Source organism: Ruegeria sp. H8, assembly GCF_056532905.1.
This window is the reverse complement of sequence record NZ_JBQFNY010000005.1, coordinates 130,645-151,723: the sequence shown is the minus strand read 5'-3', so window position 1 is coordinate 151,723 and position 21,079 is coordinate 130,645. Positions and strand designations below refer to the sequence as shown.

Below are 21,079 nucleotides of genomic sequence, written 5' to 3'. Positions count from 1 at the left end.
CCCGAAAAAGGGCGTCTTGAAGAAAAATGAACCAGCTTTGTGGCGGGACAAAGGCAGCGACAAGGCGCGCTGATGATAGTTTACGATCCGAGAACAGTACCCAAAATCAGGTACATGGCCAATGATCCGCCCAAGGCGAAACCCATCGGAAACTGCTTGCCCCGGCTCCAGCTTTCCCAATGCGGCGCGATCGTGCGCAGCCTTGTGATTTTGGCCAAACGATGAGTGACAACGGCAGCCAGAACACAGGCGGTCAGGATCATCAGCATAATTCTCAGATCGCCCAGCCAGACAAACGCCGAAGCGGCGGCCAGAAATTTGGCATCGCCAGCGCCCATGGTGCCTGCGGCATTCAGGAAGATGCCAATAACCAAAACCACGACAATATGCAACAATTGCCAGAAATAGATCGGCATAGACACGGTGACCGGCCCCAGATTGCCGCCGAGGCTGCCTGTAGACCAGGGTGGAATGGCGATCAGACCTATCACGATGTAAACCAGCGTCAGCGCAAGGACTGCATGGTTCTTGATCCGCATCTCACGCATATCCGTGAAGGCCACGTAAAAGCAGATCGGCAGCACAAACGGCAGAAACCAGGCCGCTGCCACTGCGGGTATTTGCATGTGTCAGGCCCCTTCAAGCGCCCGAAGCGAGCGGACCGCCTCGTCGAAATGCTGCGGGTGGGTTGAAATGGCTTCGCGGAACAGGTTCTTGGCGGTGGTTATGTCGCCCTGTTTGACTGCCGAAATACCCATCGTGTTGAGCAGACGCGCCCGCTCGACCTGAGTCATCGGCACGACTGGCAGGCTGTAGTTGCCTTGCGCCGATCGGGCCAAAACCAGGTTGTTCTTGGCGGTAAACAGCGAATTGTCCTGGCGGATCGCTTCCGAGAACAACCGCTCGGCTTCGGCATATTCGCCGCGGGTCAGTTTGGAATATCCCCAGTTGTTCATCACACTGCCCGGACGTGTCGTCAGCCCGACAGCGGTTTCATAGAAATGATCCGCGCGTTTCCACTCTTTCCGGGAATCCGCAACGACTGCCTCGAGGCGATACCGTTTGAAGGTTTCAAAGGTGGGGGGAACCGAATCCAGAACCGTTTTGGCCTGCGACCAGTCGCCGTTTCGGACCAAGGCGTCCGCGTATTCAACCTTGTCCGCGGCGTTCGAGCCTTTCATCGTTGTGACGCGCTTCCATGCGGTCACGGCCTCGGTCGTGCGTTTGGCGCGGCCCAAAGAAATTGCCAGTCCGCGCTGAAGATCGATCCGGTCCGGGTTCTTGAGCGCTGCACCGTGGAAATAGGTCACTGCTTCGTTTGGATCTGCGGCGCTCAGAAGCACATCGTTCAGGTTTGTTTCGTCAATAACGTTCACTTCCTGAAACGTTCGTTCAACCTTTTCCTCTTCGGTTTCCTTTGCACAGGCCGACAGGATCAGACCACTGATAACAACACTCGGAATCAAGAATTGCTGGCGCATTTTTTGCGTCCTTTACTGCTCTCGCCTCAATTACTGGATCTTGCGTAGCGTGAATTGCCCGTCGCCAAGCTGCTCCAGTGTGTATTCTTGTTGTTCTTGTGGGGTATTATTAACAGGATTTTCCATTTTTGCGAGTGCTAAGCGCAGATTGTCCCGGATTGCGTCACTTTCGCCATTGTCCAGCGCATAGGCCCGCTGAAACACTTGCGCTGCCTCGGGGTATTCCTGTTTTTCCATCAGCAGGACACCGAGATTGTTCCAGGCCACCGGCCAGTCCGTGTCGTCTTCGACGGCTCTGCGCAGCAGTTTTTCGGCCTGTCCCAAGCGGCGTAGCCCCACATTTGCGGTACCCAGAGAAGTCAGGACCTGGGGCGTCATACCCTGTTCAAGCGCGGCCCGGGTAAAGGTTTCAAGCGCCAGTTCGTATTCTCCGGCGGCCATCAATCTGTTTCCGACCTCGATGTTGTCCTCTGCCTGACCCTTGGCGTCAATTCCCGGTGCATCCAATCCGTTGGATGACAGGCCTTCTGTGCAAGAAGCCACCATGGCAAAAACCATGGTGGCCCGGAGCATTCGGCGAAACCCGGAAGGGAAGCACCTGAATTCAGCTTTCATATGGTTCTATCCGACCTAGCGTCCAAAACTCGAAATAACATTCGCCGACGGGCCAACCAGAATAATCAGCAGCGGCGGGACCGTCAGCATCATTGTGACAAGAGTCATCTTGGTCGGCAACTTGTTCGCGGCCTCCTCGGCGCGCATCACGCGTTTGTCGCGCATCTCGCCGGCGTAAACCCGCAACGCCTCGGCAATCGATGTACCAAATGTCGCCGATTGGATCATAACGGTGACAAAAGAGTTCACATCCTGCACACCACATCGCACGCCGAAATCACGCAGGACGGTGTCCTTGTCCTTACCAGCCTTCATTTCGTGCGCGACAGTTTCGAATTCCTGCGCGATATCCGGATATGACGCACTCATTTCGCTGGCAACGCGAACGATGGCCTGATCAAGCGATTGGCCGGCCTCGACACAGACCAGCATCAAATCGAGCGTATCAGGAAAGCCAGCGGTAATTGCTTCCTTCCGTTCTTCAACCCTGCGCGTGATCCAGTATTTTGGAGCGAAATAGCCAATCGCACCGGGGACAAGCACTCGGATCATCATCTGTGTTCCGGTAAATTCCTGGCCGCCGGAAAAGACCGTGACCAGCAGAACACCAATGAAAATACCAAGGATACCCAAGGAAAACTGCGCAAAGTGGAAGAACCGAACCGAATCCTTCGACCTGTAGCCCGCTTGGCGCAGCTTCAGCTCGACGGCCGAGTATTCTTCTTCGTTTTTGGGCTCAAGGAATGTGGCAAACTTCTCAAGCTGCTCGTTTCGGCTTGAGTTTCGAAGCTGCTCTTTCTTCCCTTTTTTCTGCTTGGGAGGAGCCGCATTCGATCTTTGCAGTTTCTTCAGCGGGTCTTCCGGCTGCTTCATCATCAGTGTGACAGCGACCAGAACCATAAGCAGGCCAAGTACGCCGACAATGATAAGAGGGCCGAATTCGCCCAGGTGCTGGGTTAACAGGTCATTGATGCTGGTCAGGATTTCCATTGTGCTGCCCTCAGACCTTGATGTTGGTGATGATTTTCATGACGATCAGGTTCAATGTCAGCAGGATGGCGACAACAAAACACGCGGGAATAAACCATGGGTGATCCAGCACCTCGTCGTAATAGCCCGGATCTTTGACCAAGATGAAAATCAGACAGGCAACGGGAAACCCGGACAGGAACTTGCCGGACCATTGTGCCTCGGCCGTAATCGCCTTGACGCGACGGAACAGGCGAAAACGAGCGCGGATCACCTTTGCCAGTCCGGCCAGAATTTCGGCAAGGTTGCCGCCGGATTGCTGCTGAATACCCACGGCTACGGCAAGAAAGCGCATATCCTGCATGTCCAAACGTTCAGCCATATCCTTCAGCGCCTCGCCCACATCGCGACCATAGGCACATTCATCAGCGATAACGCCAAATTCGGTTCCCAGCGGATCCTGAACTTCGTTTGCAACCACCTGAATCGTCGACACAAATGGATTGCCAACACGCAGAGATCGAACCATCAGCTCAACCGCATCGGGCAGTTGTTCTTCAATCATACCCATGCGTTTCTTGGCCTTGTGGTTGACCCAGGCGTAAACGCCGCCGATGCCGATTGCGATGGAAACAACGATACGAAGTGCCGTGTCCGTAGCGGTGCCAATGCTCAAACCGACAAAGGCCATGGCTGATACCAGACCCATGATCATAATCAATTGACGTGGAGAGAACGCGATTGCAGCCTTTTGCGCCTTGTCAGCAAGAAGTGAGTACAGAGGAATGCTCTGCGATTTCATATGCTGCTGCATCTCTTTGCGCAGCTGCTCCAGCACCTGTTCGCGTCCGGCACCCTTTTCCAGCATATCCAGGCGTCGGTTGACCCGGCTGTTCAGGCTGATGGACTTGCCGAAGGCGACAAGATAGATGCCCTCGACCAAGGCAAGAACCCCCACAAAGATGGCGACATAAATGATCGCCTCCATAGGCAATTGCATACCCGGTTCTCCTACATTGTGGTTGGGTCGTAGATGGACGCTGGCAAGTCAAAGCCCCACAGACGGAACCGTTCCGAATAGTGGCTGCGGACGCCAGTGGCGGTGAAATGCCCGATGATCTTGTTGTCTGGTGTCAGGCCAACGCGTTGAAAACGAAATATTTCCTGCATGGAAATCACGTCCCCTTCCATCCCGGTGATCTCGGTGATCGAGGTCATCCGGCGTGAACCGTCCTGTAGGCGGCTGGCCTGCACGATCAGGTTCACAGCCGAGGCGATCTGACTGCGGACCGCTTTGATCGGCATTTCGATCCCGGCCATCGCGATCATGTTTTCCAGACGTGAAATGCCGTCACGGGCCGAGTTGGCGTGAATCGTGGTCATCGATCCGTCGTGACCGGTGTTCATGGCCTGCAACATGTCGATGACCTCGGCGCCGCGTGTCTCACCCACGATGATGCGGTCAGGACGCATACGCAGGGCGTTTTTCAGACAGTCGCGCGGGCTGACTTCACCTTTGCCTTCCACGTTGGGCGGGCGGCTTTCCATCCGACCCACATGCGTCTGTTGCAGTTGAAGTTCAGCCGTGTCCTCGATGGTCAGGATCCGCTCGGCATCGTCGATGAAGCTGGACAAGGCGTTGAGCGTGGTTGTTTTACCCGAACCCGTACCCCCGGAAACGATGATATTCAGTCGGGTAGACACGGCGGCCTGCAAATACGCCGCCATTTCTTCGGTGAACGCACCGAAATTGACCAGGTCGTCAATTCCCAGCTTGTCTTTCTTGAATTTACGAATGGAAACAAGCGATCCGTCCACCGCGATCGGAGGCACCATGGCATTGAAACGCGATCCATCGGCCAGACGGGCGTCAACATACGGGTTGGATTCATCGACGCGGCGGCCCACGGCGGACACGATCTTGTCGATGATCCGCATCAGGTGCTTTTCATCCTTGAAGGTAATGTCGCTGAGTTCCAGCTTGCCGGCACGTTCCACAAAAATCTGTTGTGGACCATTCACCAGAATATCGTTGACCGAATCGTCCTGAAGCAGCGCCTCGAGCGGGCCGAGACCCGTTACCTCGTCATACAGTTCCTTGTTCAGTTGGGACCGGTCTTCGCGGTTCAGAACAATGTTTCGTGTTTCCAGAACTTCACTGGCGATAGCACTGATTTCAGTGCGCAACTCGGCTTCGCCGGCGTTTTCCAGCGCGGCCAGGTTCAGGTTTTCCAGCAGTTCACGGTGCAGTTCGATCTTGATCTCACCCAACCGCTCCTTGCGTTTGCGGTCTTTGTCTGAACTTGCGACCTCACCTGCAATCTTTTTCACGGGTTTGCGTGCCACCGCAGTCGCAACAGGTGTCGCCTGTGCAGAAGATGCCGCTGTTTCAGCCGGTTGTGCCGGCGTTTTGACGGGCTGCGCTGCAGGTTGCTTTTTGTATCTTGAAAACACGGCTTATCCCCCTTTGGGATGATGTTACGCAGCTTCTTCGGCACTGCTGCCGAGGCTGTGGAGCGACTTCGCCAGCTTTGCGATTTCCCGGCGCAACGGGTTCTTGGCGGCCGCATTTGCCAGAGGCAGACCATGATCCCCACTTTGCATGACCGGTTTGCCACCATCAGGCAGCAGCAGGTCGATGGAGATTCCAAGACTTTCCCCCATGCGTTTCACGCGGCTTTTCCCGTTCAGATCGGTAAATTTCGGCGCTCGGTTCAACGCGAAACGCAGCTTGTTGAATGGCAGTTCCTCTGCCTGCAACGCACGCTTCAGGCGCAGGGCATTCTGGGCGGACCGCATGTCCAGCTCGATCAGGGCGAAATACACATGGGCGGCCTGCAAAACTGTTTCCGACCACAGGACCAGCGTTTTTGGCATGTCGACAATGACATAGTCGAAATGCGCGCGCGCCATGTCGATCACGCGCTGAATGTCTTCCGGAGTGATCAAGTCCAGTGGCACCATATCGGAGGGTGCGGTTAAAACCTGAAGCTTTTCTTCATATGTTTGAAGGGCTTGCGAGAATACTTCGCTGTCCATCGCATCGGTGTCCGACAGCATTTCAAACACGGTCTCTCGTCGCGGCAGATCCAGATAGGTGGAAACGGTCCCGTATTGCAGGTCCAGATCGATCAGACACACGGTCGGCGCGTCCTTGTCAGAGGCACATGCCAGTTCCCAGGCCAGGTTAACGGCCAGTGTCGTTGCGCCGACACCACCTGCCAGGCCCTGAACGACAAACAAAGCGCCTTCTTTGGACGCGCCGCCGGCCAAAGGAACGGCGGCTGCTTGCGCAACGGCAACCGGGTCGGGCTGCTTCATACGCTCAATGGCTTCCTGCAATTCGCCTTCGGGAAGAGGATAGGGCACGAACTCGTCAGCACCCTTGCGCAAAAGTTGGTGCAGGGATGCCGGAGTAACATCCTCGGCGATCAGAACAACTTTTACTTTTTTTTCATTGGCTTGAGTGATTATCTCACCTAGCAGAGAAAGGTTGTCTTCGTCTTCTCCGTCGATCGCCAGTGCTACGAATTCCAGCGTTTCAGCTTCGGGTTGGCTGAAAAAGGCCAACGCTTCTGCAAATCCCAGGTCTCCCCAGCGTTCGCCCAAGATGGCTTCCATGTCTTCGATCAGAAGGTCGAAATTCTGAACATCCCGACTGATGGTGCAGGCCAAGATTGCAGTATTGTCGTCTTGCGGCGTTGCGCTGGTCATAAACACTATCCTCGTCGTGAGGGCTCAGCATGTCATATGAACGAAATCCGCCAGATTGATGTGCTGTCGCCCCAATACGGTCAAATTTGGCCGCAGGTCACCCTATTGTTCACAATGTTGCTTTGAAGTTGGGCGAGAATTGGGCGCAAAAGAACCAATTGTAGGGAAATGGGCGACGATGCCGCCCATTTCAAACGTATTATCCACCGCTGCCAGCGTCCTGGGCGTTCACTTCCTGAATCTGGCTTACAGCGGTCGCACTTTCCACATATTCGCGGTAAATGATCTGAGCGTACTTGCCGTCCAGAAGCTGTGGGTTGCGATCAACGAATCCTGAAACTTCAGTGACCGTTCTGCGATTCCTGCGATCCCGGCTTTGCGTTGCGATCAGCGGTTGCGTTTTGCCGAACGATACCACCGCTTCAAGCCGTGAGCGTGAGATACCCTGCTGCCCCAAAAACGCGACAACTGCTTGAGCGCGGCGAAGGCCAAGACTTTTGTTGTAGCTGGCCGACCCCACAGCATCCGTATGTCCGTAAACGCGGAACCGGGCCTCGGGGAACTGCTTGATCCAGTCAGCCTGTTGCAAGAGAATGCGCTGAGCCGAAGCATCCAGTTGCGAGCTGTTGAACGCAAAGTTCACCTGGCTGGGTACATCCGCGGCAAACCGGCGGCTGAGAATCTGCGCGTAGGTCAATTCGCCGCTTTGTACCTGGACGTTGTTGAGCGTCGCATTTCCGAAAGTACCTGTATCGATCTCGTACCCGGCCTCGCGGGTGCATGCGGCGACAGCGACCGAAAGACCCAGTGTGATGATCCACTTATGCATTGGTCCTATCCTCCTGATCAATCTAGGACGTAGCCGTAGGAGCTGCCGAAGTTCTGCTTGGCAACTTCTGACGCTCCGCCGGCGCCCGTGCGCTGTGTGCGCGCCACCTGGCCGTTCAAGAACAAGTCAAATTCGCTGGGCGGTTTGACCCGATCGGTTGGAAGCGCAAGAGTTTCGCCCCGAGTCGGTGAAACCAGATGCGCGGTGATGATAACGACGAGTTCACTTTGCTCGCGCTGGTAGTTGGCGCTGCGGAACAACGCGCCCAGAACCGGCACATCCCCCAACCATGGAATCTGGTTGCTCAGATCCGCGAAATCGTCCTGGATCAGGCCTGCAATGGCAAAGCTTTCACCATCGCGAAGTTCAATCGTTGTTTTTGCCCGGCGGGTGATGAAGCTAGGAACCGAATCCCCGTTGATGGTAAAATCCGAGCTATTGTCGATACTTGAAACAGCCGTGCCCATCTCAAGGTTGATCAGATCGCCATCTACGACGCGTGGGATGAAGTCCATTTCAACGCCGAAGGCCTTGTATTCGATGGCCACAACGCCGTCATCCTGCGGTACCGGGATGGGAACTTCGCCACCGGCTAGGAACGATGCCTCCTGGCCGGACAGCGCGGACAGATTCGGCTCGGCCAGGCTGCGGGCCAACCCCTTGGTTTCCAGCGCTTCCAGCAACAGGCGAACCTGCGTCGAACCCGCGCCAAACCCAAACAGGATCGCACCGGTATTGGCCTGAACTGCCGGAATGTTGTTCGCCAAAGCGTTGTTCAGTGCGAACTGGTTGTTGAGCGTGTTAAAGCCTCCGGTAACGTCGCTTCCACCGAAGCCAAGCGACGCTGTCAGGCTTTTGGCGACCGAGCGGTTCATCTCTGCAAAGCGGACCTTCAGCATGACCTGCTGCACACCACCGACCGACATCAGGTTCGAGACACGCTCGGGGGCATACCGTTCAGCCAGTTCCAGCGCGCGCGCCAGTTTGGCCGAGCTGGAGATCGTACCGGACAAAACAATGCCATCATTGGCTGTGCGAACCTCGATGGGTTCGTTGGGCAGGATTTGACGCAGACGTTCCTTGAATTCTGTAACATCCGGTGCGACCCGGACGCGGACATTGGCCAAAAGATTGCCCGCGCCGTCAAACAGTGTCAGCGTGGTCAGGCCAGGCGCCTTGCCTAGAACATAGATCGTGCGCTCCGACAAAGAAGAGATGTCTGCAATGCCTGCGTTGGCAATGCTGAGCTCTGCGAAAGGTTGTTCGCTTTCTACGACAATTGCGCGGTTCATCGGGACGTCCAGTGTTTCCACAGTCCCTTTTTTCACCACGCGCAAAGTTTCAGCCCAGGCGGTGTCGCCAATGGGGCCCATAACAAGCGACAACCCCAGCAGGGTTGCGCTGATCCAGGTACGTATTGTCATGTGACCTGCCTCTCCGATCACGCCTCGTTTTTTTGGGTCTTATGCCCTATGGGAGGAGAGACTGCGCGAAATCCGAATTTATTGCAATAATCAATGGTTTCCGTAAGTTTCCTTATGTGGGGAATTGGCAACATCCGCAAAAAAATGAGCCGCACCAAGGGTGCGGCTCTGAACCTGTAACGTTCTGAATTGGCGTCAATTTGTGCAGGGGATAGGCACATTTACAATTTCGCCACCGCGGCGAATACGTGTCGTGCATACCCTTTCGGCTTTTGCTTCTGGTTCCGGCGCGGCTTCTTGAATTCCCAACAGCTTGCGCTGATCCACTTCAATCGTAGAGGCAACGGACTCATCCTGCACCCCAACCAGAGCCAGGGAAAGTCGCCCGGTGTTCTGAGCCTGTGCCAAAGCCGCGACCTGTTCAGGTGTGGCTGCGACCGTGACTGTACGTGCAATGGTTGTGTTGGTGACGTCTGAACCAGCGGTCTGATCGACGGCAATGAGCTGCACGTTGGTTTCGATCAGGCGGGTAATTCCGCCGCTGTTCCCTTCGATGGTTCCACTGGAACCGGTCCAATAGATGTCGACACTGTCGCCGGGCCGCAGGAATCCGGAAACGCCAGAAGCTACGTCAACGCTGATCGCAAAGGCACGCATACCTTTTTCCAGACGTGACGTCAGGCCGGCCTTTTCGCCTGGACGAGTGATCTTGACCTCCATGATCGCTTCGTCTTTTTCCATTGCCCTCAAAACGAAACGTTCATTTGCGCCGCTTTCGGGGAACAGGGCTGTGAGCTCTGTGAATGTACCTTCCGGAATCGCGTTTTCCGGCCAGTCAACTGCGCGGATATCTTCCTCCGTCAACCGCTCGCCGTATTTAAGGGCGCGGTTCGACACCAATACAGTGACTGTCGGAACAACATCGACTTTGGCATTGGCCAGAGCCTCTTCCGCAGCAAGCCTTTGGCGTGCCAGTTCACTTTGGTAAGCCGCGATATAGTTTCGCGCCATGTATACGGCGCCCCCGGCCAGTGCAACGCCGACAATCAGGACAAGTCCGAAAACTGCTCGCATGCGTGTACCTCATTCTTTTGTTTGGTCGAATACTTAGCGGCCAAGGAACCACATTGAAACAGCCTATTTGCTAACCGCAAATTGTGTCGAAATGTGGGACAAAAATGCCTGATTGTCAGATTTCTGCGCCTTCTTCCGCACAATTCCGCATGGTTAGTGTTACCTTTCCCATGATCGCCAGCGGACCGAGCGCAACAAAACAACGCTGCACCCAACGGGCGCAGCGCTTTGCTTCGAAACGGTTAAGCAAGACGTTTTTGGAAACCAGCCAGAGCGCGCACCAGCTGCAACTTAGCCGCCGCCGCCGGCAGTTCCCGCCGTGATAATACCAGACGGTGCAGTATTCGAGCCGGTGCTGACGACGGCGCTGTTCATGGCCCCGTTGATATTGCCGCCCATGCTGTCGACGCTTGAGCTTATTACAAGGTAGGTCGCGCCCGACAATCCTATGACCACTGCGGTCAACACCACCCAGTCAACTGTCACCGCTCCTGCTTCGTCAGATTTGAACTGATTAAGGAACCTTAACATGTGCTTATCTCCAAATACGTCGCGTCAGTGCTAACAACAGGTTGGCCTAAAACTGGTTCGCATGGATGGCGAAAGTTGGGCTAAATATTGATTTCGTAGGGAAATTTTGAGCTCCTACCAGGTTTCGCGCGTTAGTCGAATTGATTGGAGCAGAAGAAACGCGGCAATTACAGCAAAACGTCATGATCGTCGCGATTGCCTTCACAACTTGCGCGCGGGCAGGCTCCAGCGAACTTGGGATGGAGCAGTTTCAGATCACAAAAAAGGCCGCGCCCTATGAGCGCGGCCTTGGGAATTCTCTAGATCAGCAACTTAGTTGCTTTTGCCTTCTTTGGTGATACCACCGGTCGCGGTGTTGTCGCCGGTGCTCAGCGATGCGGCGTTCAGCGCTTCGTTTACGCCGGTTGCCAGGCCAGTGGCGCCAGCCGAGATCTGCTGATAAGCAACGGCGGCCAAGCCGATGACTGCTGCGGTCAGAACAACCCAGTCAACTGTTACTGCGCCGTCTTCGTCTTTGCGGAAGTTCTTGATGAACTTGATCATGTTACGTCCCTCCTAAAGGATCAAAAAAAGTTTAACAAACCTCGGCGTCTTTCAGAGCTTTCTCTCTCAGTCCGCTCATGTCCGTCTCGGTATGGGACTATGTTTGACCGTTGGGCGTGGCAGGAATTGGGCCAAACACAGATTTTTTTTCGCACGGCTTAACTTTTTGGTTATAATTTTTATAACATATTGAAAATAAAAGAAAAAAAAATCACAACGATTGAAGCAAAGGCCCTATAGCGATGCAAAATTGCGCCAAATGAGGCGAAACTGCCCCATTTCGCTTTGTTTTTCTGGCCTTGCGGGAAGATTCGGGGTTCAAATCGCCTAAAAAGAAAACATGAGGCAGGCAAATGAATCTCCGGAACGCACTTCAATGCGCCGGTGTGCTGGCGTTTCTGATATCGGGCACCGCATCTGTAAATGCGACCGAGACAGAGCCGCGCGGCGTATACAAGCGCGTCAAAGCCCCAAAACCCGGTGAACGTCCGCGTGTGACCGTGCAGATTACTCCGGAAGAACACGCAGCTAACCCTTCAGCGCCCAGCACGGGCACTGAACTGGTAGTCCCGGAAATCATCGCGCGTACCAAAGTCGCCCCGCTGCCAGTGCCGGGTGCGGAAGTCAAAAGAGATCCCAAAGGATCGTACAAGGCTTTCTGGAGCCGGATTTCACCGCACATTGATGAACGCGGGGCCGGGCGGCTTGACGCAGCGATCAACGCCCTGGCCGCAACCAACGTGAGATCACCGCGACTGCAATCGCTGCAAGATATCGCAAAGGAACGCGGGATCGATATCCTCCGTTCCACTGTGGGAACCAATGTTTCACCTGCGCTGGTGCTTGCGGTCATCTCGGTGGAATCGGCCGGACGTGCAGACGCGGTCAGTTCCGCAGGCGCACAGGGGCTTATGCAGTTGATGCCCGCGACAGCGGCCAGATTCGGGGTAAAGGACAGCCTTAAGCCCTCTGAGAACATTGCGGGCGGTGTGAAATACCTCAACTGGCTGATGGAAGAGTTCGGGAATGATCCAATACTTGTATTGGCTGGATACAACGCGGGAGAGGGGGCCGTACGCAAACACAGTGGCGTGCCACCCTATGCTGAAACTCGGGACTACGTGCCAAAAGTCCTCGCCGCGTTTCAGATCGCGCGGGCTTTGTGCGCAACGCCGCCAGACCTGATTTCCGATGGCTGTGTTTTTCAGACTTCCAACTAATAAGGCCCGCCGTGATCCGGCGGGCCTTTCCATTTGATCAGGAAACGATTGTCGCTTCCGTTGCGGCGCGCAGCTCGTCTTCGCTGACACCTTCCGCCAGTTCGACGATTTTCAGACCGCCTTCAACCACATCCAGCACACCAAGATTGGTGATAATGCGATCCACGACGCCCTTTCCGGTCAGTGGCAGGGTGCATTCCTTCAGGACCTTGCTGTCGCCATGCTTGTTGGTGTGATCCATCACGACAATCACTCGGCCCACGCCTGCAACCAGGTCCATCGCGCCGCCCATGCCCTTCACCAGCTTGCCGGGGATCATCCAGTTTGCCAGATCGCCCTTCTCATCCACTTCCATGGCACCCAGAATCGCCGCAGCGATCTTGCCACCGCGGATCATGGCGAAGGATGTGGCACTGTCGAAATAGGCCGTGCGGGACAGTTCGGTGATCGTCTGCTTGCCTGCATTGATAAGGTCCGGGTCTTCTTCGCCCTCAAAGGGGAAGGGGCCCATGCCCAGCATGCCGTTTTCCGATTGCAGAGTGATGTCCTTGTCACCCACATAGTTTGCCACCAGCGTCGGGATCCCGATGCCCAGGTTCACATACATGCCGTCTTCCAGTTCCTCTGCCGCGCGTGCGGCCATCTGATTGCGGTCCCAGGGCATTATGCTTCCTCCTTCTTGCGGGTGGTGCGCTGTTCGATGCGCTTTTCGTGTTCGCCCTGAATGATGCGATGCACATAGATACCGGGAAGGTGGATGCAGTCGGGGTCCAGCGAACCACGCGGAACGATCTCTTCCACTTCGGCAACGCAGATCTTACCACAGGTCGCAGCAGGAACGTTGAAATTACGGGCGGTCTTGCGGAAAACCAGATTGCCTGTGTCGTCAGCCTTCCAGGCTTTGACGATGGCCAGATCGGCGAAAATGCCTTCTTCCAGAATGTAGGTCTCGCCGTTGAAGTCCTTGTGCTCTTTCCCTTCGGCGATCACGGTGCCGACGCCGGTCTTGGTGTAGAAGCCCGGGATGCCCGCGCCACCGGCGCGCATCCGTTCGGCCAATGTTCCTTGGGGGTTGAATTCCAGCTCCAGCTCACCACTCAGATACTGGCGCATGAACTCGGCGTTTTCACCGACATACGAACTGATCATCTTTTTGACCTGCTTGGTCTGCAACAGGATGCCGATTCCGAAATCGTCCACACCGGCATTGTTCGACGCAAAGCTCAGGTCTTTTACGCCCGAGTCCCTGATGGCCTCAAGCAACAGTTCCGGAATTCCGCAGAGGCCAAACCCGCCTGCGGCAATCAGCATGCCATCCGACAGCACCCCATCGAGCGCCTCGGTGGCGTTGGCATAGACTTTCTTCATGGAAAACTCCCCCAATGACATGGTGATGGGCTGGTTGTGCCGCCGTGTCACGGGGAAGTCAATGAAACCAAGGGGGAGGTGGTATTTCTACCAGTGAAATGAGCTGTTGCAATGAACCGGACGGTTCAGCATAAGCGCCGTACCTTTATAGGAGATTGAAAACATGGAACGAATTTGGGTCGGAACGGTCGCAGGTGTTGCGCTTTTGGCTATGTCAGCCTGTGAGCCTGAGCAAGCGACCGTACTTCCGCTCGACGATAACAAGATCAAAGTTATAGGAACCGGTTATTCTGAGAAGTCTTCACTTGAATCCGCAATTTCAACCGCCAACGCACGGTGCGCACAGCAGGGCAAAGAAGCCTTTGTTCTGGCCAGCGATACCGGCTATCAGGGGGTGGACAAGAATGCAGCCCTGATCATCGATGTCCTGACGGCTGCTGCCCAGAACTCAGGCAGCGCACCCGGCTACTATCCTAGCTCAAGCAGCTCGGAAGACTGGCAGACGACGCTCGAAGTCCGGTGCGGCCCACAGCCCAAGTAACACGCTGACAGCCCCCGTAATGCCGAAACGGCGATTGCGGGGGGCTGTTCAATCCCGACCACCTGACCGCCTAGGTTGTTGCTTTCTTGGTGGTTGCTTTCTTTTTAGACGTGGCCTTTTTAGACGTGGCCTTCTTCTTGGTGCCTTTTTTGGCAGCGCGCTCGTTGACAAGCTCGATGGCCATTTCCTGCGTCACGTCTTCGGGTTTGATATCCTTGGGGATCGTCGCGTTGACCTTTTCCCATTTCACATAAGGCCCATAACGCCCGTCCAGAACCTGCATCGCGCCGCCATCGGGATGCTCGCCCAGTTCTTTCAGAGGTTTTGCCGCGGCCCGCCGCCCACGACCAGGGTTTGCCCGTTTTTCGGCCAGCAACTCAACGGCGCGGTTCATGCCGATCTCGAACACGTCATTTGGGTCTTTCAGATTGGCATAGACCGGCTTTGCCTCCTCCGGCAGCTGATGCATCAGGTAAGGCCCGAACCGCCCGAAATTCGCGCTGATCATGCCGCCTTCGGGGTGTTCGCCGATCTGACGGGGCAGGGACAGCAGCGTCAGCGCCTTTTCCAGGTCCATGTCATCCTTGCTCCACCCGCGCGGAAGGGATGCGCGCGGGGGCTTTTTGTTCTCGGGCGTGGGTTCGCCCCGCTGAACGTAAGGACCGAACCGGCCGGATTTCAGCCAGATCTCATCCCCGGCATCTTCGCCCAGCAGCCTTTCGTCACCTTCCGCGCCTTCTCCGGCAATCGGGCGCGTGTAGGTACATTCCGGATAGTTCCCGCATCCAACGAACCCACCCGTACGAGAGGTCTTCAGGTGCAACTGACCGGTGCCGCATTTCGGGCAGATACGCGGATCGGACCCGTCCTCGCGCGGCGGGTAGAGCTGCGGAGCCAGAGCTTCGTCGAGCCTGTCCAACACTTCAGAAATCCGCAGTTCGGACGTCTCGCCAATCGCGGCTGAAAAATCACGCCAAAACTTGCCCAGCAGGTCCTTGTAGTCGCGTTCCCCGGCGCTGACGTCATCCAGTTCTTTTTCCAGATTGGCGGTGAACTCATAGCCAACGTACTGCCGGAAGAAATTCAGCAAGAAGATCGTAACGATCCGCCCCTTTTCCTCGGGGATCAGCCGGTTCTTGTCCTTGCGGACATATTCCCGGTCCTGGATCGTCGTTACGATCGAGGCATAAGTTGATGGGCGCCCGATCCCCAGCTCTTCCATCCTTTTGACCAGTGTCGCTTCGGTATAACGCGGGGGCGGTTGGGTGTGGTGTTGAAGGGCCAGAACGGATTCGTTCTCGGACAGGATTGCTTCTTTCGCGATCTTGTCGCCGCTTTCGCCGGTCGCCTTGGCAAACTGATCCTTCAGAGAGGCTTTGGCAAATCGGGCCGGATCGCCCTGCGTGATCTGTGGCAGGCGCTTTTCATCCTCGTCCGCGACGTCATCCCGGCCTTCTTCGTATACCCGCATGAACCCATCGAACATGACCACCTGGCCCGTGGCGCGAAGGCCGACCTGACCGTCGTCGCTGCCGATCTCGACGGTGGTGCGCTCCAGACGCGCGGCAGCCATCTGACAGGCGATGGTACGTTTCCAGATCAGATCATAAAGCTTGCGCTGATCTTCGTCCGTGACCTTCAGCGCCTTGGCATCGCGCGACATATCCGTCGGGCGGATACACTCGTGCGCTTCCTGAGCGTTCTTGGCCTTGTTCTTATACATGCGCGGGCTGTCCGGTACATATTCTGCACCGTAGCGATCCGCGATTGTTTCGCGCGTGGCAGCCACGGCCTCAGGCGCCATGTCGATGCCGTCGGTCCGCATATAGGTAATGTACCCGGCCTCATAAAGCCGCTGCGCCACCTGCATTGCGTGGCGCGCGCCCATGCCGAACTTGCGGCTGGCTTCCTGTTGCAGGGTCGATGTCATGAACGGCGCGCTGGGGTTGCGGGCGGCGGGCTTGGCCTCGACCGAGGTCACGCTCAGCGCGCGGCTGGTGATGGCCTGAACCGCCAGCTCGGCCTGCGTCGCATTGGCCAGATCATGTTTGTCCAGCTTCTTGCCGGCCAGCGTGACCAGACGCGCCTCATAGGTCTGCCCGCGCGGTGTCTCGAACAGCGCCCGAACCGACCAGTATTCCACCGGCTTGAACGCCTCGATTTCCATTTCGCGTTCGACGATCAGACGCAGACAGACGGATTGCACGCGACCCGCCGATTTCGCACCCGGCAGTTTGCGCCACAAAACCGGAGACAGGTTGAAACCCACCAGATAATCCAGCGCGCGGCGGGCCAGATAGGCCTCGACCAACGGCATATCGACCTGACGCGGGTTCTGCATCGCCTCGGTCACAGCGTCCTTGGTGATGGCGTTGAAGGTCACGCGGCTGACGGGCGTATCCTTCTTGATCGAGCGGCGTTTGGTCAACGCCTCTTGCAGGTGCCAGCTGATCGCCTCGCCCTCGCGGTCGGGGTCGGTGGCGAGGATCAGCGCATTGTCTTCTTTCAACGCGTCGGCAATGGCCTTGACATGCTTGCGGCTGTCGTTGCCGACCTCCCATTTCATCGAGAAGTCATGTTCAGGATCGACCGATCCATCCTTTGGCGGCAGGTCCCGCACATGGCCGTAAGAGGCCAGAACCGTGTAGTCGGGGCCCAGGTATTTATTGATTGTTTTTGCTTTGGCCGGAGATTCTACAACAACTACGGGCATTTAAGGGGAAACCTCGCTCGACGAATTTGGCGCCTTCTATGGTGGTGCAAAATGTGTGGGGCAAGCGGGAATTGTCAATGCGTTCCTTTCGCCGGTGGAAAAGCGCCGTGATTTCAGTGCGCTACCACAAATCTTCAGAAACCGGGCACGCCGGAAGGAGGGTTCGATCAACTTGCCAGCGACAGCAGACCTCCGGGCTGACGCTGGATTCGCCCGTCAAGTTCAAGGTCGATCAGCGCCGGTCCAAGCTCACCGGCCGAAGCCGCGATATCCCGCAGCAATTGATCTTCGGCGATGGGTGAGGGGCCAAGCCGCGCGATGATTTGCTCGTGCAGGTCTCTTGCGGGACGCGCGAATGGTTCCGAGGGCTGTTCGATTGGCCGGGAAAACAGGTCGTCCTGCCTCGGCAAGGCTTCAATAACGTCTTCAGCGGATCGGACAAGTGTGGCGCCGTCACGAATCAACAGATTGCAGCCGGCGGCCCGCGCATCGAACGGATGGCCGGGAACGGCCAGAACCTCGCGCCCCTGATCCAGTGCGTCCCGTGCCGTGATCAGACTGCCGGACTTGGCGGCAGCCTCGACGACGACAACCGCCTGCGCAAGCCCCGAAATGATCCGATTTCGGCGTGGAAAGTGCCGGGCCTGGGGTGTTACGCCCATCGGTTGTTCCGAAATGCGCAAGCCGCGGGACGCGATGTCATGGGCCAGTTCCGTGTTTTCGGCCGGATAGACCACATCAACGCCACCGGCCATGACTGCCACCGTGCCGGTCTCCAGCGCGGCCATGTGCGCGGCTGTATCGATGCCGCGCGCCAGACCAGAGACGACAACGTGCCCCTTGCCGCCCAGTTCGGTGGCCAGGCCACGCGCCATCCGCGCGCCGAGCGAGGAACAATTTCGCGCGCCGACCATCGCAATTGCTGGTTTTTGCAGCAGCGAAACGTCTCCGATCGCCCACAGCAGCGGCGGGGCTTCGTTCAGTTCAGCCAGGGTCGGGGGGAATTCAGCGGACCCAAGGCACAAAAGCCGCGCTTTAGCGGCTTTTGCGGCCTTGAGTTCCGCCTCGATCACGCCGGGGGGGCAGGTTTCATACCCTTTTATACCGGCGGCGCGTGCCATTTCAGGCAGCGCAGCCAGCGCGTTCTGCGCTGAGCCATGTTCGCGAAGCAGCCGACGAAATGTCGCCGGACCGACCTTGCGAGAACGCAACAGACGAAGCCACGAAAACCGGTCCTCTTCCGTGGTGGGTGGGAGTGGGGGGTGATTGGAAGAAAGCTGCTCTTCGGTCATCCGTTGCTCCGCCTTGTTGCAGAACTGGTTTACGGGACAGGCAGTTAACAGCTTGTGAATCGTTGAAAATTAGAAGTGATTTTTTACAATCTTGTCAGGGTTGTCGAATGTAAGATGTTGATAATAAATAAAATAGAAAACTTTCAGTCAAAAAGAGCGCTTTGAACACTAAAAGCGATCTTCGTGAAAAAAGAGGCGCCGGGTTAACCCTGCGGCTCTTGGATTGCGCCGCGTCCGACTCAGGCGGCCGAACCGCCGACAGTCAGCCCGTCCATCAGGACGGTCGGCTGGCCAACACCCACCGGCACCCATTGCCCGTCCTTGCCACAGGTTCCCATGCCGGGGTCCAGCGCCATATCGTTGCCCAGCCCGCGGATGCGTTTCAAGGCCGAGGGCCCGTCACCGATCAGCGTGGCGCCCTTGACCGGCGCGCCGATTTTGCCGTTTTCGACACGATACGCCTCGGTGCACGAGAAAACGAACTTGCCATTGGTGATGTCCACCTGACCGCCGCCGAATCCAACCGCCCAGATGCCGTCCTTGATATCAGCTACCAGGGCCTGCGGGTCGGCTTCGCCGCCCAGCATGATCGTGTTGGTCATGCGCGGCATGGGTTTGTGCGCATAGCTCTGCCGCCGCCCGTTGCCCGTAGGAGCAACTCCCATCAGCCGCGCATTCTGGCGGTCCTGCATGTAGCCGGTCAGCACGCCATCTTCGATCAGCACCGTGCGCGCGCTGGGCGTGCCCTCATCATCCACGGTGATCGAACCGCGACGATCAGCAATCGTGCCGTCATCCACCACGGTCACACCTTTCGAAGCAATCTGCTGCCCCATCAACCCGGCAAAGGCCGAGCTGCCCTTGCGGTTGAAGTCGCCTTCCAGACCGTGGCCGATGGCCTCGTGCAGCAGGATGCCCGGCCAGCCGGGGCCAAGCGCGACTTCCATGACACCGGCCGGCGCAGGAACTGCGTCCAGGTTGACCAGTGCGATACGCAGGGCTTCGCGGGCCTTGGCCTGCCAGTCGGTGGGGTCGATCAACCCGCTCAGGCCAACCCGGCCACCACCGCCCGCGGATCCGCTTTCGCGGCGTCCGTTCTGTTCGACAATGACCGACACGTTCACGCGGGTCATGGGGCGCACATCGCGAACCATCACACCGTCAGGGCGCAGAATTTCGACCTCTTGCACGGCTGCCGCGATGGTGGCGCTGACCTGAACCACACGCGGGTCCAGGTCGCGGGCGAAGGCGTCGATCTCACGCAATGTCTCGATCTTGACCGGGAAGGCGGCAGAATCAATCGGGTCTTCGTCCGTATAGAGGCGCGTATTGGTGGAGCGCGGAGCATCCGCCAAGACCCCGCCGCCATCCCCGACAGCCAGTCTTGCCGTTTCCGCCGCCCGTTTCAGGGCAGGAATCGAAACGTCTGTGGAATGCGCATATCCAGCCACTTCACCTTGTACGGCACGCAGCCCGAACCCTTCCGACGCATCGTAAGACGCGGTGCGCAGACGGCCGTCATCAAACACGAGAGACTCGGATTTTCGCCGCTCGACAAACAGCTCTCCGTCCTCGGCCCCGTCCGTGGCCGAGCGCAACATGGCAAGCGCTTCATCATGCGGAAGAGCGCTTTCAAAGGGGCGAAACGGGGCGTCGGACATGGGTTGGGACCTTTCGGGTTTGATCCAGATCAAAAATAGCGTCTGTTTGACGCAAGCATTTTGCTTTATCTACCCGACGGAATATGGTTTTTAACGCGGCCAAAGACAACGGGAGAGGTGCGACCGATTCACACCTTTTCGCCAGGGACGCAAAGATCAAACGATCAGGACAGAACATGAAGAATGCTTTGATGCTTTCAGGGTTTATGACAGCCCTCTCCAGCCTTCCAGCCATGGCTCAGGAGCTTGAGATTATTGGCAAACCGGTTGACGGCGGTATGGGCTTTCAGCCGGCAGCCACCAGCCTTGCCACAGGAATTCAGCGTCTGGACGGCATGATTCTGGTGATCATCACCGTTATCTGCCTGCTGGTTGCCGGCCTGCTGGTTTATTGCATCGTGCGTTACAACGAACGCGTTAACCCGAAACCGGCACGTTTTTCGCACTATACCCCGGTTGAGATTGCATGGACCCTTGGCCCCATCCTGATTCTGGTCTTCATCGGTGCGTTTTCGCTGCCGGTTCTGTTCAAACAGCAGGAGATCCCGGAAGGCGATATCACCATCAAAGTCGTGGGCAACCAGTGGTATTGGACCTATGAATATGTTGATCACGATTTTGCCTTCGACAGCTACCTGCTGGGCCATCCGGCCACTCTGGACGAGGGCGCGCGCCCGGCTGACGCCGACGTGACCCCGTTTGTGCTTGACGATGCCATGCGCGCGAAGCTGGCAGATGCGGGTTACAGCGATGACGAATGGCTGCTGGCCACGGACACTGCCGTTGTTGTTCCGGTTGGCAAGGTTGTCGTGATGCAGGTTACCGCATCTGATGTGATTCACTCCTGGACCATCCCATCCTTCGGCGTAAAGCAGGATGGCGTGCCCGGGCGTCTTGCGGAACTGTGGTTCGAGGCCGAGAAGGAAGGCATCTACTTCGGTCAGTGTTCGGAACTCTGCGGCAAAGACCACGCCTATATGCCAATCACCGTGAAAGTCGTCAGCCAGGAAGCGTATGACCAGTGGCTGCAAGGCGCGATCGAAGAATATGCCGGTTTGCCGCAAAGCTATCAGGTTGCATCGAACTGAGCACACTGAGGGCGGG

General features: G+C 56.9%; 20 protein-coding genes. 3 read left to right on the top strand and 17 right to left on the bottom strand.

The window, feature by feature from the left end:
- Nucleotides 1–80 precede the first annotated feature (80 nt).
- The 12 genes from ACR0A2_RS13895 to ACR0A2_RS13840 form a co-directional block, all read right to left on the bottom strand.
- Nucleotides 81–626: a prepilin peptidase gene (locus ACR0A2_RS13895; protein ID WP_480447057.1), complete on the bottom strand. Its 546-nt coding sequence runs from the start codon at nucleotides 624–626 to the stop codon at nucleotides 81–83.
- A 3-nt stretch (nucleotides 627–629) separates the two neighbouring features.
- Nucleotides 630–1,481, bottom strand: coding sequence for a tetratricopeptide repeat protein (locus ACR0A2_RS13890; protein WP_152457242.1), 852 nt, complete (start codon nucleotides 1,479–1,481; stop codon nucleotides 630–632).
- Between the two features lie 30 nt (nucleotides 1,482–1,511).
- A complete protein-coding gene (locus tag ACR0A2_RS13885; protein ID WP_371419729.1) occupies nucleotides 1,512–2,054 on the bottom strand; it encodes a tetratricopeptide repeat protein in 543 nt (180 codons plus the stop codon).
- A gap of 57 nt (nucleotides 2,055–2,111) precedes the next feature.
- Nucleotides 2,112–3,086, bottom strand: coding sequence for a type II secretion system F family protein (locus ACR0A2_RS13880; protein ID WP_152457243.1), 975 nt, complete (start codon nucleotides 3,084–3,086; stop codon nucleotides 2,112–2,114).
- A gap of 10 nt (nucleotides 3,087–3,096) precedes the next feature.
- On the bottom strand, nucleotides 3,097–4,065 hold the full coding sequence (locus ACR0A2_RS13875; RefSeq protein ID WP_152457244.1) for a type II secretion system F family protein: 969 nt from the start codon (nucleotides 4,063–4,065) through the stop codon (nucleotides 3,097–3,099).
- Nucleotides 4,066–4,076: 11 nt separating this feature from the next.
- Nucleotides 4,077–5,519 carry a TadA family conjugal transfer-associated ATPase gene (locus ACR0A2_RS13870; RefSeq protein ID WP_152457245.1) on the bottom strand — a complete coding sequence of 481 codons (1,443 nt, stop codon included), beginning with the start codon at nucleotides 5,517–5,519 and terminating at the stop codon, nucleotides 4,077–4,079.
- A 24-nt stretch (nucleotides 5,520–5,543) separates the two neighbouring features.
- The gene (locus tag ACR0A2_RS13865; protein ID WP_152457246.1) at nucleotides 5,544–6,779 is read right to left on the bottom strand and encodes a CpaE/TadZ family protein; all 1,236 of its coding nucleotides are present in this window, start codon (nucleotides 6,777–6,779) and stop codon (nucleotides 5,544–5,546) included.
- Between the two features lie 199 nt (nucleotides 6,780–6,978).
- Entirely contained in the window at nucleotides 6,979–7,608 is a 630-nt protein-coding gene (locus ACR0A2_RS13860) for an OmpA family protein (RefSeq protein ID WP_171229595.1), read from the bottom strand.
- A 17-nt stretch (nucleotides 7,609–7,625) separates the two neighbouring features.
- Nucleotides 7,626–9,032, bottom strand: coding sequence for a type II and III secretion system protein family protein (locus tag ACR0A2_RS13855; protein ID WP_152457248.1), 1,407 nt, complete (start codon nucleotides 9,030–9,032; stop codon nucleotides 7,626–7,628).
- Between the two features lie 195 nt (nucleotides 9,033–9,227).
- On the bottom strand, nucleotides 9,228–10,106 hold the full coding sequence (gene cpaB, locus ACR0A2_RS13850; RefSeq protein ID WP_152457249.1) for a Flp pilus assembly protein CpaB: 879 nt from the start codon (nucleotides 10,104–10,106) through the stop codon (nucleotides 9,228–9,230).
- 291 nt (nucleotides 10,107–10,397) lie between these two features.
- Nucleotides 10,398–10,637 carry a hypothetical protein gene (locus ACR0A2_RS13845; protein ID WP_152457250.1) on the bottom strand — a complete coding sequence of 80 codons (240 nt, stop codon included), beginning with the start codon at nucleotides 10,635–10,637 and terminating at the stop codon, nucleotides 10,398–10,400.
- 312 nt (nucleotides 10,638–10,949) lie between these two features.
- Nucleotides 10,950–11,180 carry a Flp family type IVb pilin gene (locus ACR0A2_RS13840; RefSeq protein WP_480835602.1) on the bottom strand — a complete coding sequence of 77 codons (231 nt, stop codon included), beginning with the start codon at nucleotides 11,178–11,180 and terminating at the stop codon, nucleotides 10,950–10,952.
- A gap of 353 nt (nucleotides 11,181–11,533) precedes the next feature.
- Here ACR0A2_RS13840 and ACR0A2_RS13835 point away from each other — a divergent pair, with 353 nt between their 5' ends.
- Nucleotides 11,534–12,400, top strand: coding sequence for a lytic transglycosylase domain-containing protein (locus ACR0A2_RS13835; RefSeq protein ID WP_480835601.1), 867 nt, complete (start codon nucleotides 11,534–11,536; stop codon nucleotides 12,398–12,400).
- A gap of 37 nt (nucleotides 12,401–12,437) precedes the next feature.
- Here the strand turns inward: ACR0A2_RS13835 and ACR0A2_RS13830 are convergent, their stop codons facing one another.
- Together ACR0A2_RS13830 and ACR0A2_RS13825 are read right to left on the bottom strand one after the other, a co-directional pair.
- Nucleotides 12,438–13,064 carry a CoA transferase subunit B gene (locus tag ACR0A2_RS13830; RefSeq protein ID WP_152457252.1) on the bottom strand — a complete coding sequence of 209 codons (627 nt, stop codon included), beginning with the start codon at nucleotides 13,062–13,064 and terminating at the stop codon, nucleotides 12,438–12,440.
- Nucleotides 13,064–13,768, bottom strand: a complete 705-nt coding sequence (locus ACR0A2_RS13825) for a CoA transferase subunit A (RefSeq protein WP_152457253.1) — start codon at nucleotides 13,766–13,768, stop codon at nucleotides 13,064–13,066. Before ACR0A2_RS13825 ends, ACR0A2_RS13830 begins: the two co-directional genes overlap by 1 nt.
- A 163-nt stretch (nucleotides 13,769–13,931) precedes the next feature.
- Here ACR0A2_RS13825 and ACR0A2_RS13820 point away from each other — a divergent pair, with 163 nt between their 5' ends.
- Nucleotides 13,932–14,309, top strand: a complete 378-nt coding sequence (locus ACR0A2_RS13820; RefSeq protein ID WP_171170838.1) for a hypothetical protein — start codon at nucleotides 13,932–13,934, stop codon at nucleotides 14,307–14,309.
- Nucleotides 14,310–14,379: 70 nt separating this feature from the next.
- Here ACR0A2_RS13820 and topA read toward each other — a convergent pair whose 3' ends face one another.
- The 3 genes from topA to tldD form a co-directional block, all read right to left on the bottom strand.
- Nucleotides 14,380–17,022 (bottom strand): type I DNA topoisomerase, encoded by a 2,643-nt coding sequence (topA, locus tag ACR0A2_RS13815; protein WP_480835598.1) that lies wholly within the window; start codon nucleotides 17,020–17,022, stop codon nucleotides 14,380–14,382.
- A 167-nt stretch (nucleotides 17,023–17,189) separates the two neighbouring features.
- On the bottom strand, nucleotides 17,190–18,314 hold the full coding sequence (dprA, locus tag ACR0A2_RS13810; RefSeq protein WP_480619404.1) for a DNA-processing protein DprA: 1,125 nt from the start codon (nucleotides 18,312–18,314) through the stop codon (nucleotides 17,190–17,192).
- 239 nt (nucleotides 18,315–18,553) lie between these two features.
- Nucleotides 18,554–19,975, bottom strand: coding sequence for a metalloprotease TldD (gene tldD / locus ACR0A2_RS13805; RefSeq protein ID WP_480835597.1), 1,422 nt, complete (start codon nucleotides 19,973–19,975; stop codon nucleotides 18,554–18,556).
- A gap of 176 nt (nucleotides 19,976–20,151) precedes the next feature.
- Between tldD and coxB the strand changes: the two genes are divergently transcribed.
- Nucleotides 20,152–21,063 carry a cytochrome c oxidase subunit II gene (gene coxB / locus ACR0A2_RS13800; protein ID WP_171229600.1) on the top strand — a complete coding sequence of 304 codons (912 nt, stop codon included), beginning with the start codon at nucleotides 20,152–20,154 and terminating at the stop codon, nucleotides 21,061–21,063.
- Nucleotides 21,064–21,079 lie beyond the last annotated feature (16 nt).

Coding starts and splice junctions, on each gene's coding strand:
- ACR0A2_RS13890 (WP_152457242.1), bottom strand. CDS start 1,481: ATGCGCCAGCAATTCTTGATTCCGAGTGTTGTTATCAGTGGTCTGATC.
- tldD (WP_480835597.1), bottom strand. CDS start 19,975: ATGTCCGACGCCCCGTTTCGCCCCTTTGAAAGCGCTCTTCCGCATGAT.
- ACR0A2_RS13855 (WP_152457248.1), bottom strand. CDS start 9,032: ATGACAATACGTACCTGGATCAGCGCAACCCTGCTGGGGTTGTCGCTT.
- coxB (WP_171229600.1), top strand. CDS start 20,152: ATGAAGAATGCTTTGATGCTTTCAGGGTTTATGACAGCCCTCTCCAGC.
- ACR0A2_RS13840 (WP_480835602.1), bottom strand. CDS start 11,180: ATGATCAAGTTCATCAAGAACTTCCGCAAAGACGAAGACGGCGCAGTA.
- ACR0A2_RS13845 (WP_152457250.1), bottom strand. CDS start 10,637: ATGTTAAGGTTCCTTAATCAGTTCAAATCTGACGAAGCAGGAGCGGTG.
- topA (WP_480835598.1), bottom strand. CDS start 17,022: ATGCCCGTAGTTGTTGTAGAATCTCCGGCCAAAGCAAAAACAATCAAT.
- ACR0A2_RS13820 (WP_171170838.1), top strand. CDS start 13,932: ATGGAACGAATTTGGGTCGGAACGGTCGCAGGTGTTGCGCTTTTGGCT.
- ACR0A2_RS13830 (WP_152457252.1), bottom strand. CDS start 13,064: ATGCCCTGGGACCGCAATCAGATGGCCGCACGCGCGGCAGAGGAACTG.
- ACR0A2_RS13865 (WP_152457246.1), bottom strand. CDS start 6,779: ATGACCAGCGCAACGCCGCAAGACGACAATACTGCAATCTTGGCCTGC.
- ACR0A2_RS13880 (WP_152457243.1), bottom strand. CDS start 3,086: ATGGAAATCCTGACCAGCATCAATGACCTGTTAACCCAGCACCTGGGC.
- ACR0A2_RS13895 (WP_480447057.1), bottom strand. CDS start 626: ATGCAAATACCCGCAGTGGCAGCGGCCTGGTTTCTGCCGTTTGTGCTG.
- dprA (WP_480619404.1), bottom strand. CDS start 18,314: ATGACCGAAGAGCAGCTTTCTTCCAATCACCCCCCACTCCCACCCACC.
- cpaB (WP_152457249.1), bottom strand. CDS start 10,106: ATGCGAGCAGTTTTCGGACTTGTCCTGATTGTCGGCGTTGCACTGGCC.
- ACR0A2_RS13835 (WP_480835601.1), top strand. CDS start 11,534: ATGAATCTCCGGAACGCACTTCAATGCGCCGGTGTGCTGGCGTTTCTG.
- ACR0A2_RS13875 (WP_152457244.1), bottom strand. CDS start 4,065: ATGCAATTGCCTATGGAGGCGATCATTTATGTCGCCATCTTTGTGGGG.
- ACR0A2_RS13860 (WP_171229595.1), bottom strand. CDS start 7,608: ATGCATAAGTGGATCATCACACTGGGTCTTTCGGTCGCTGTCGCCGCA.
- ACR0A2_RS13825 (WP_152457253.1), bottom strand. CDS start 13,768: ATGAAGAAAGTCTATGCCAACGCCACCGAGGCGCTCGATGGGGTGCTG.
- ACR0A2_RS13885 (WP_371419729.1), bottom strand. CDS start 2,054: ATGCTCCGGGCCACCATGGTTTTTGCCATGGTGGCTTCTTGCACAGAA.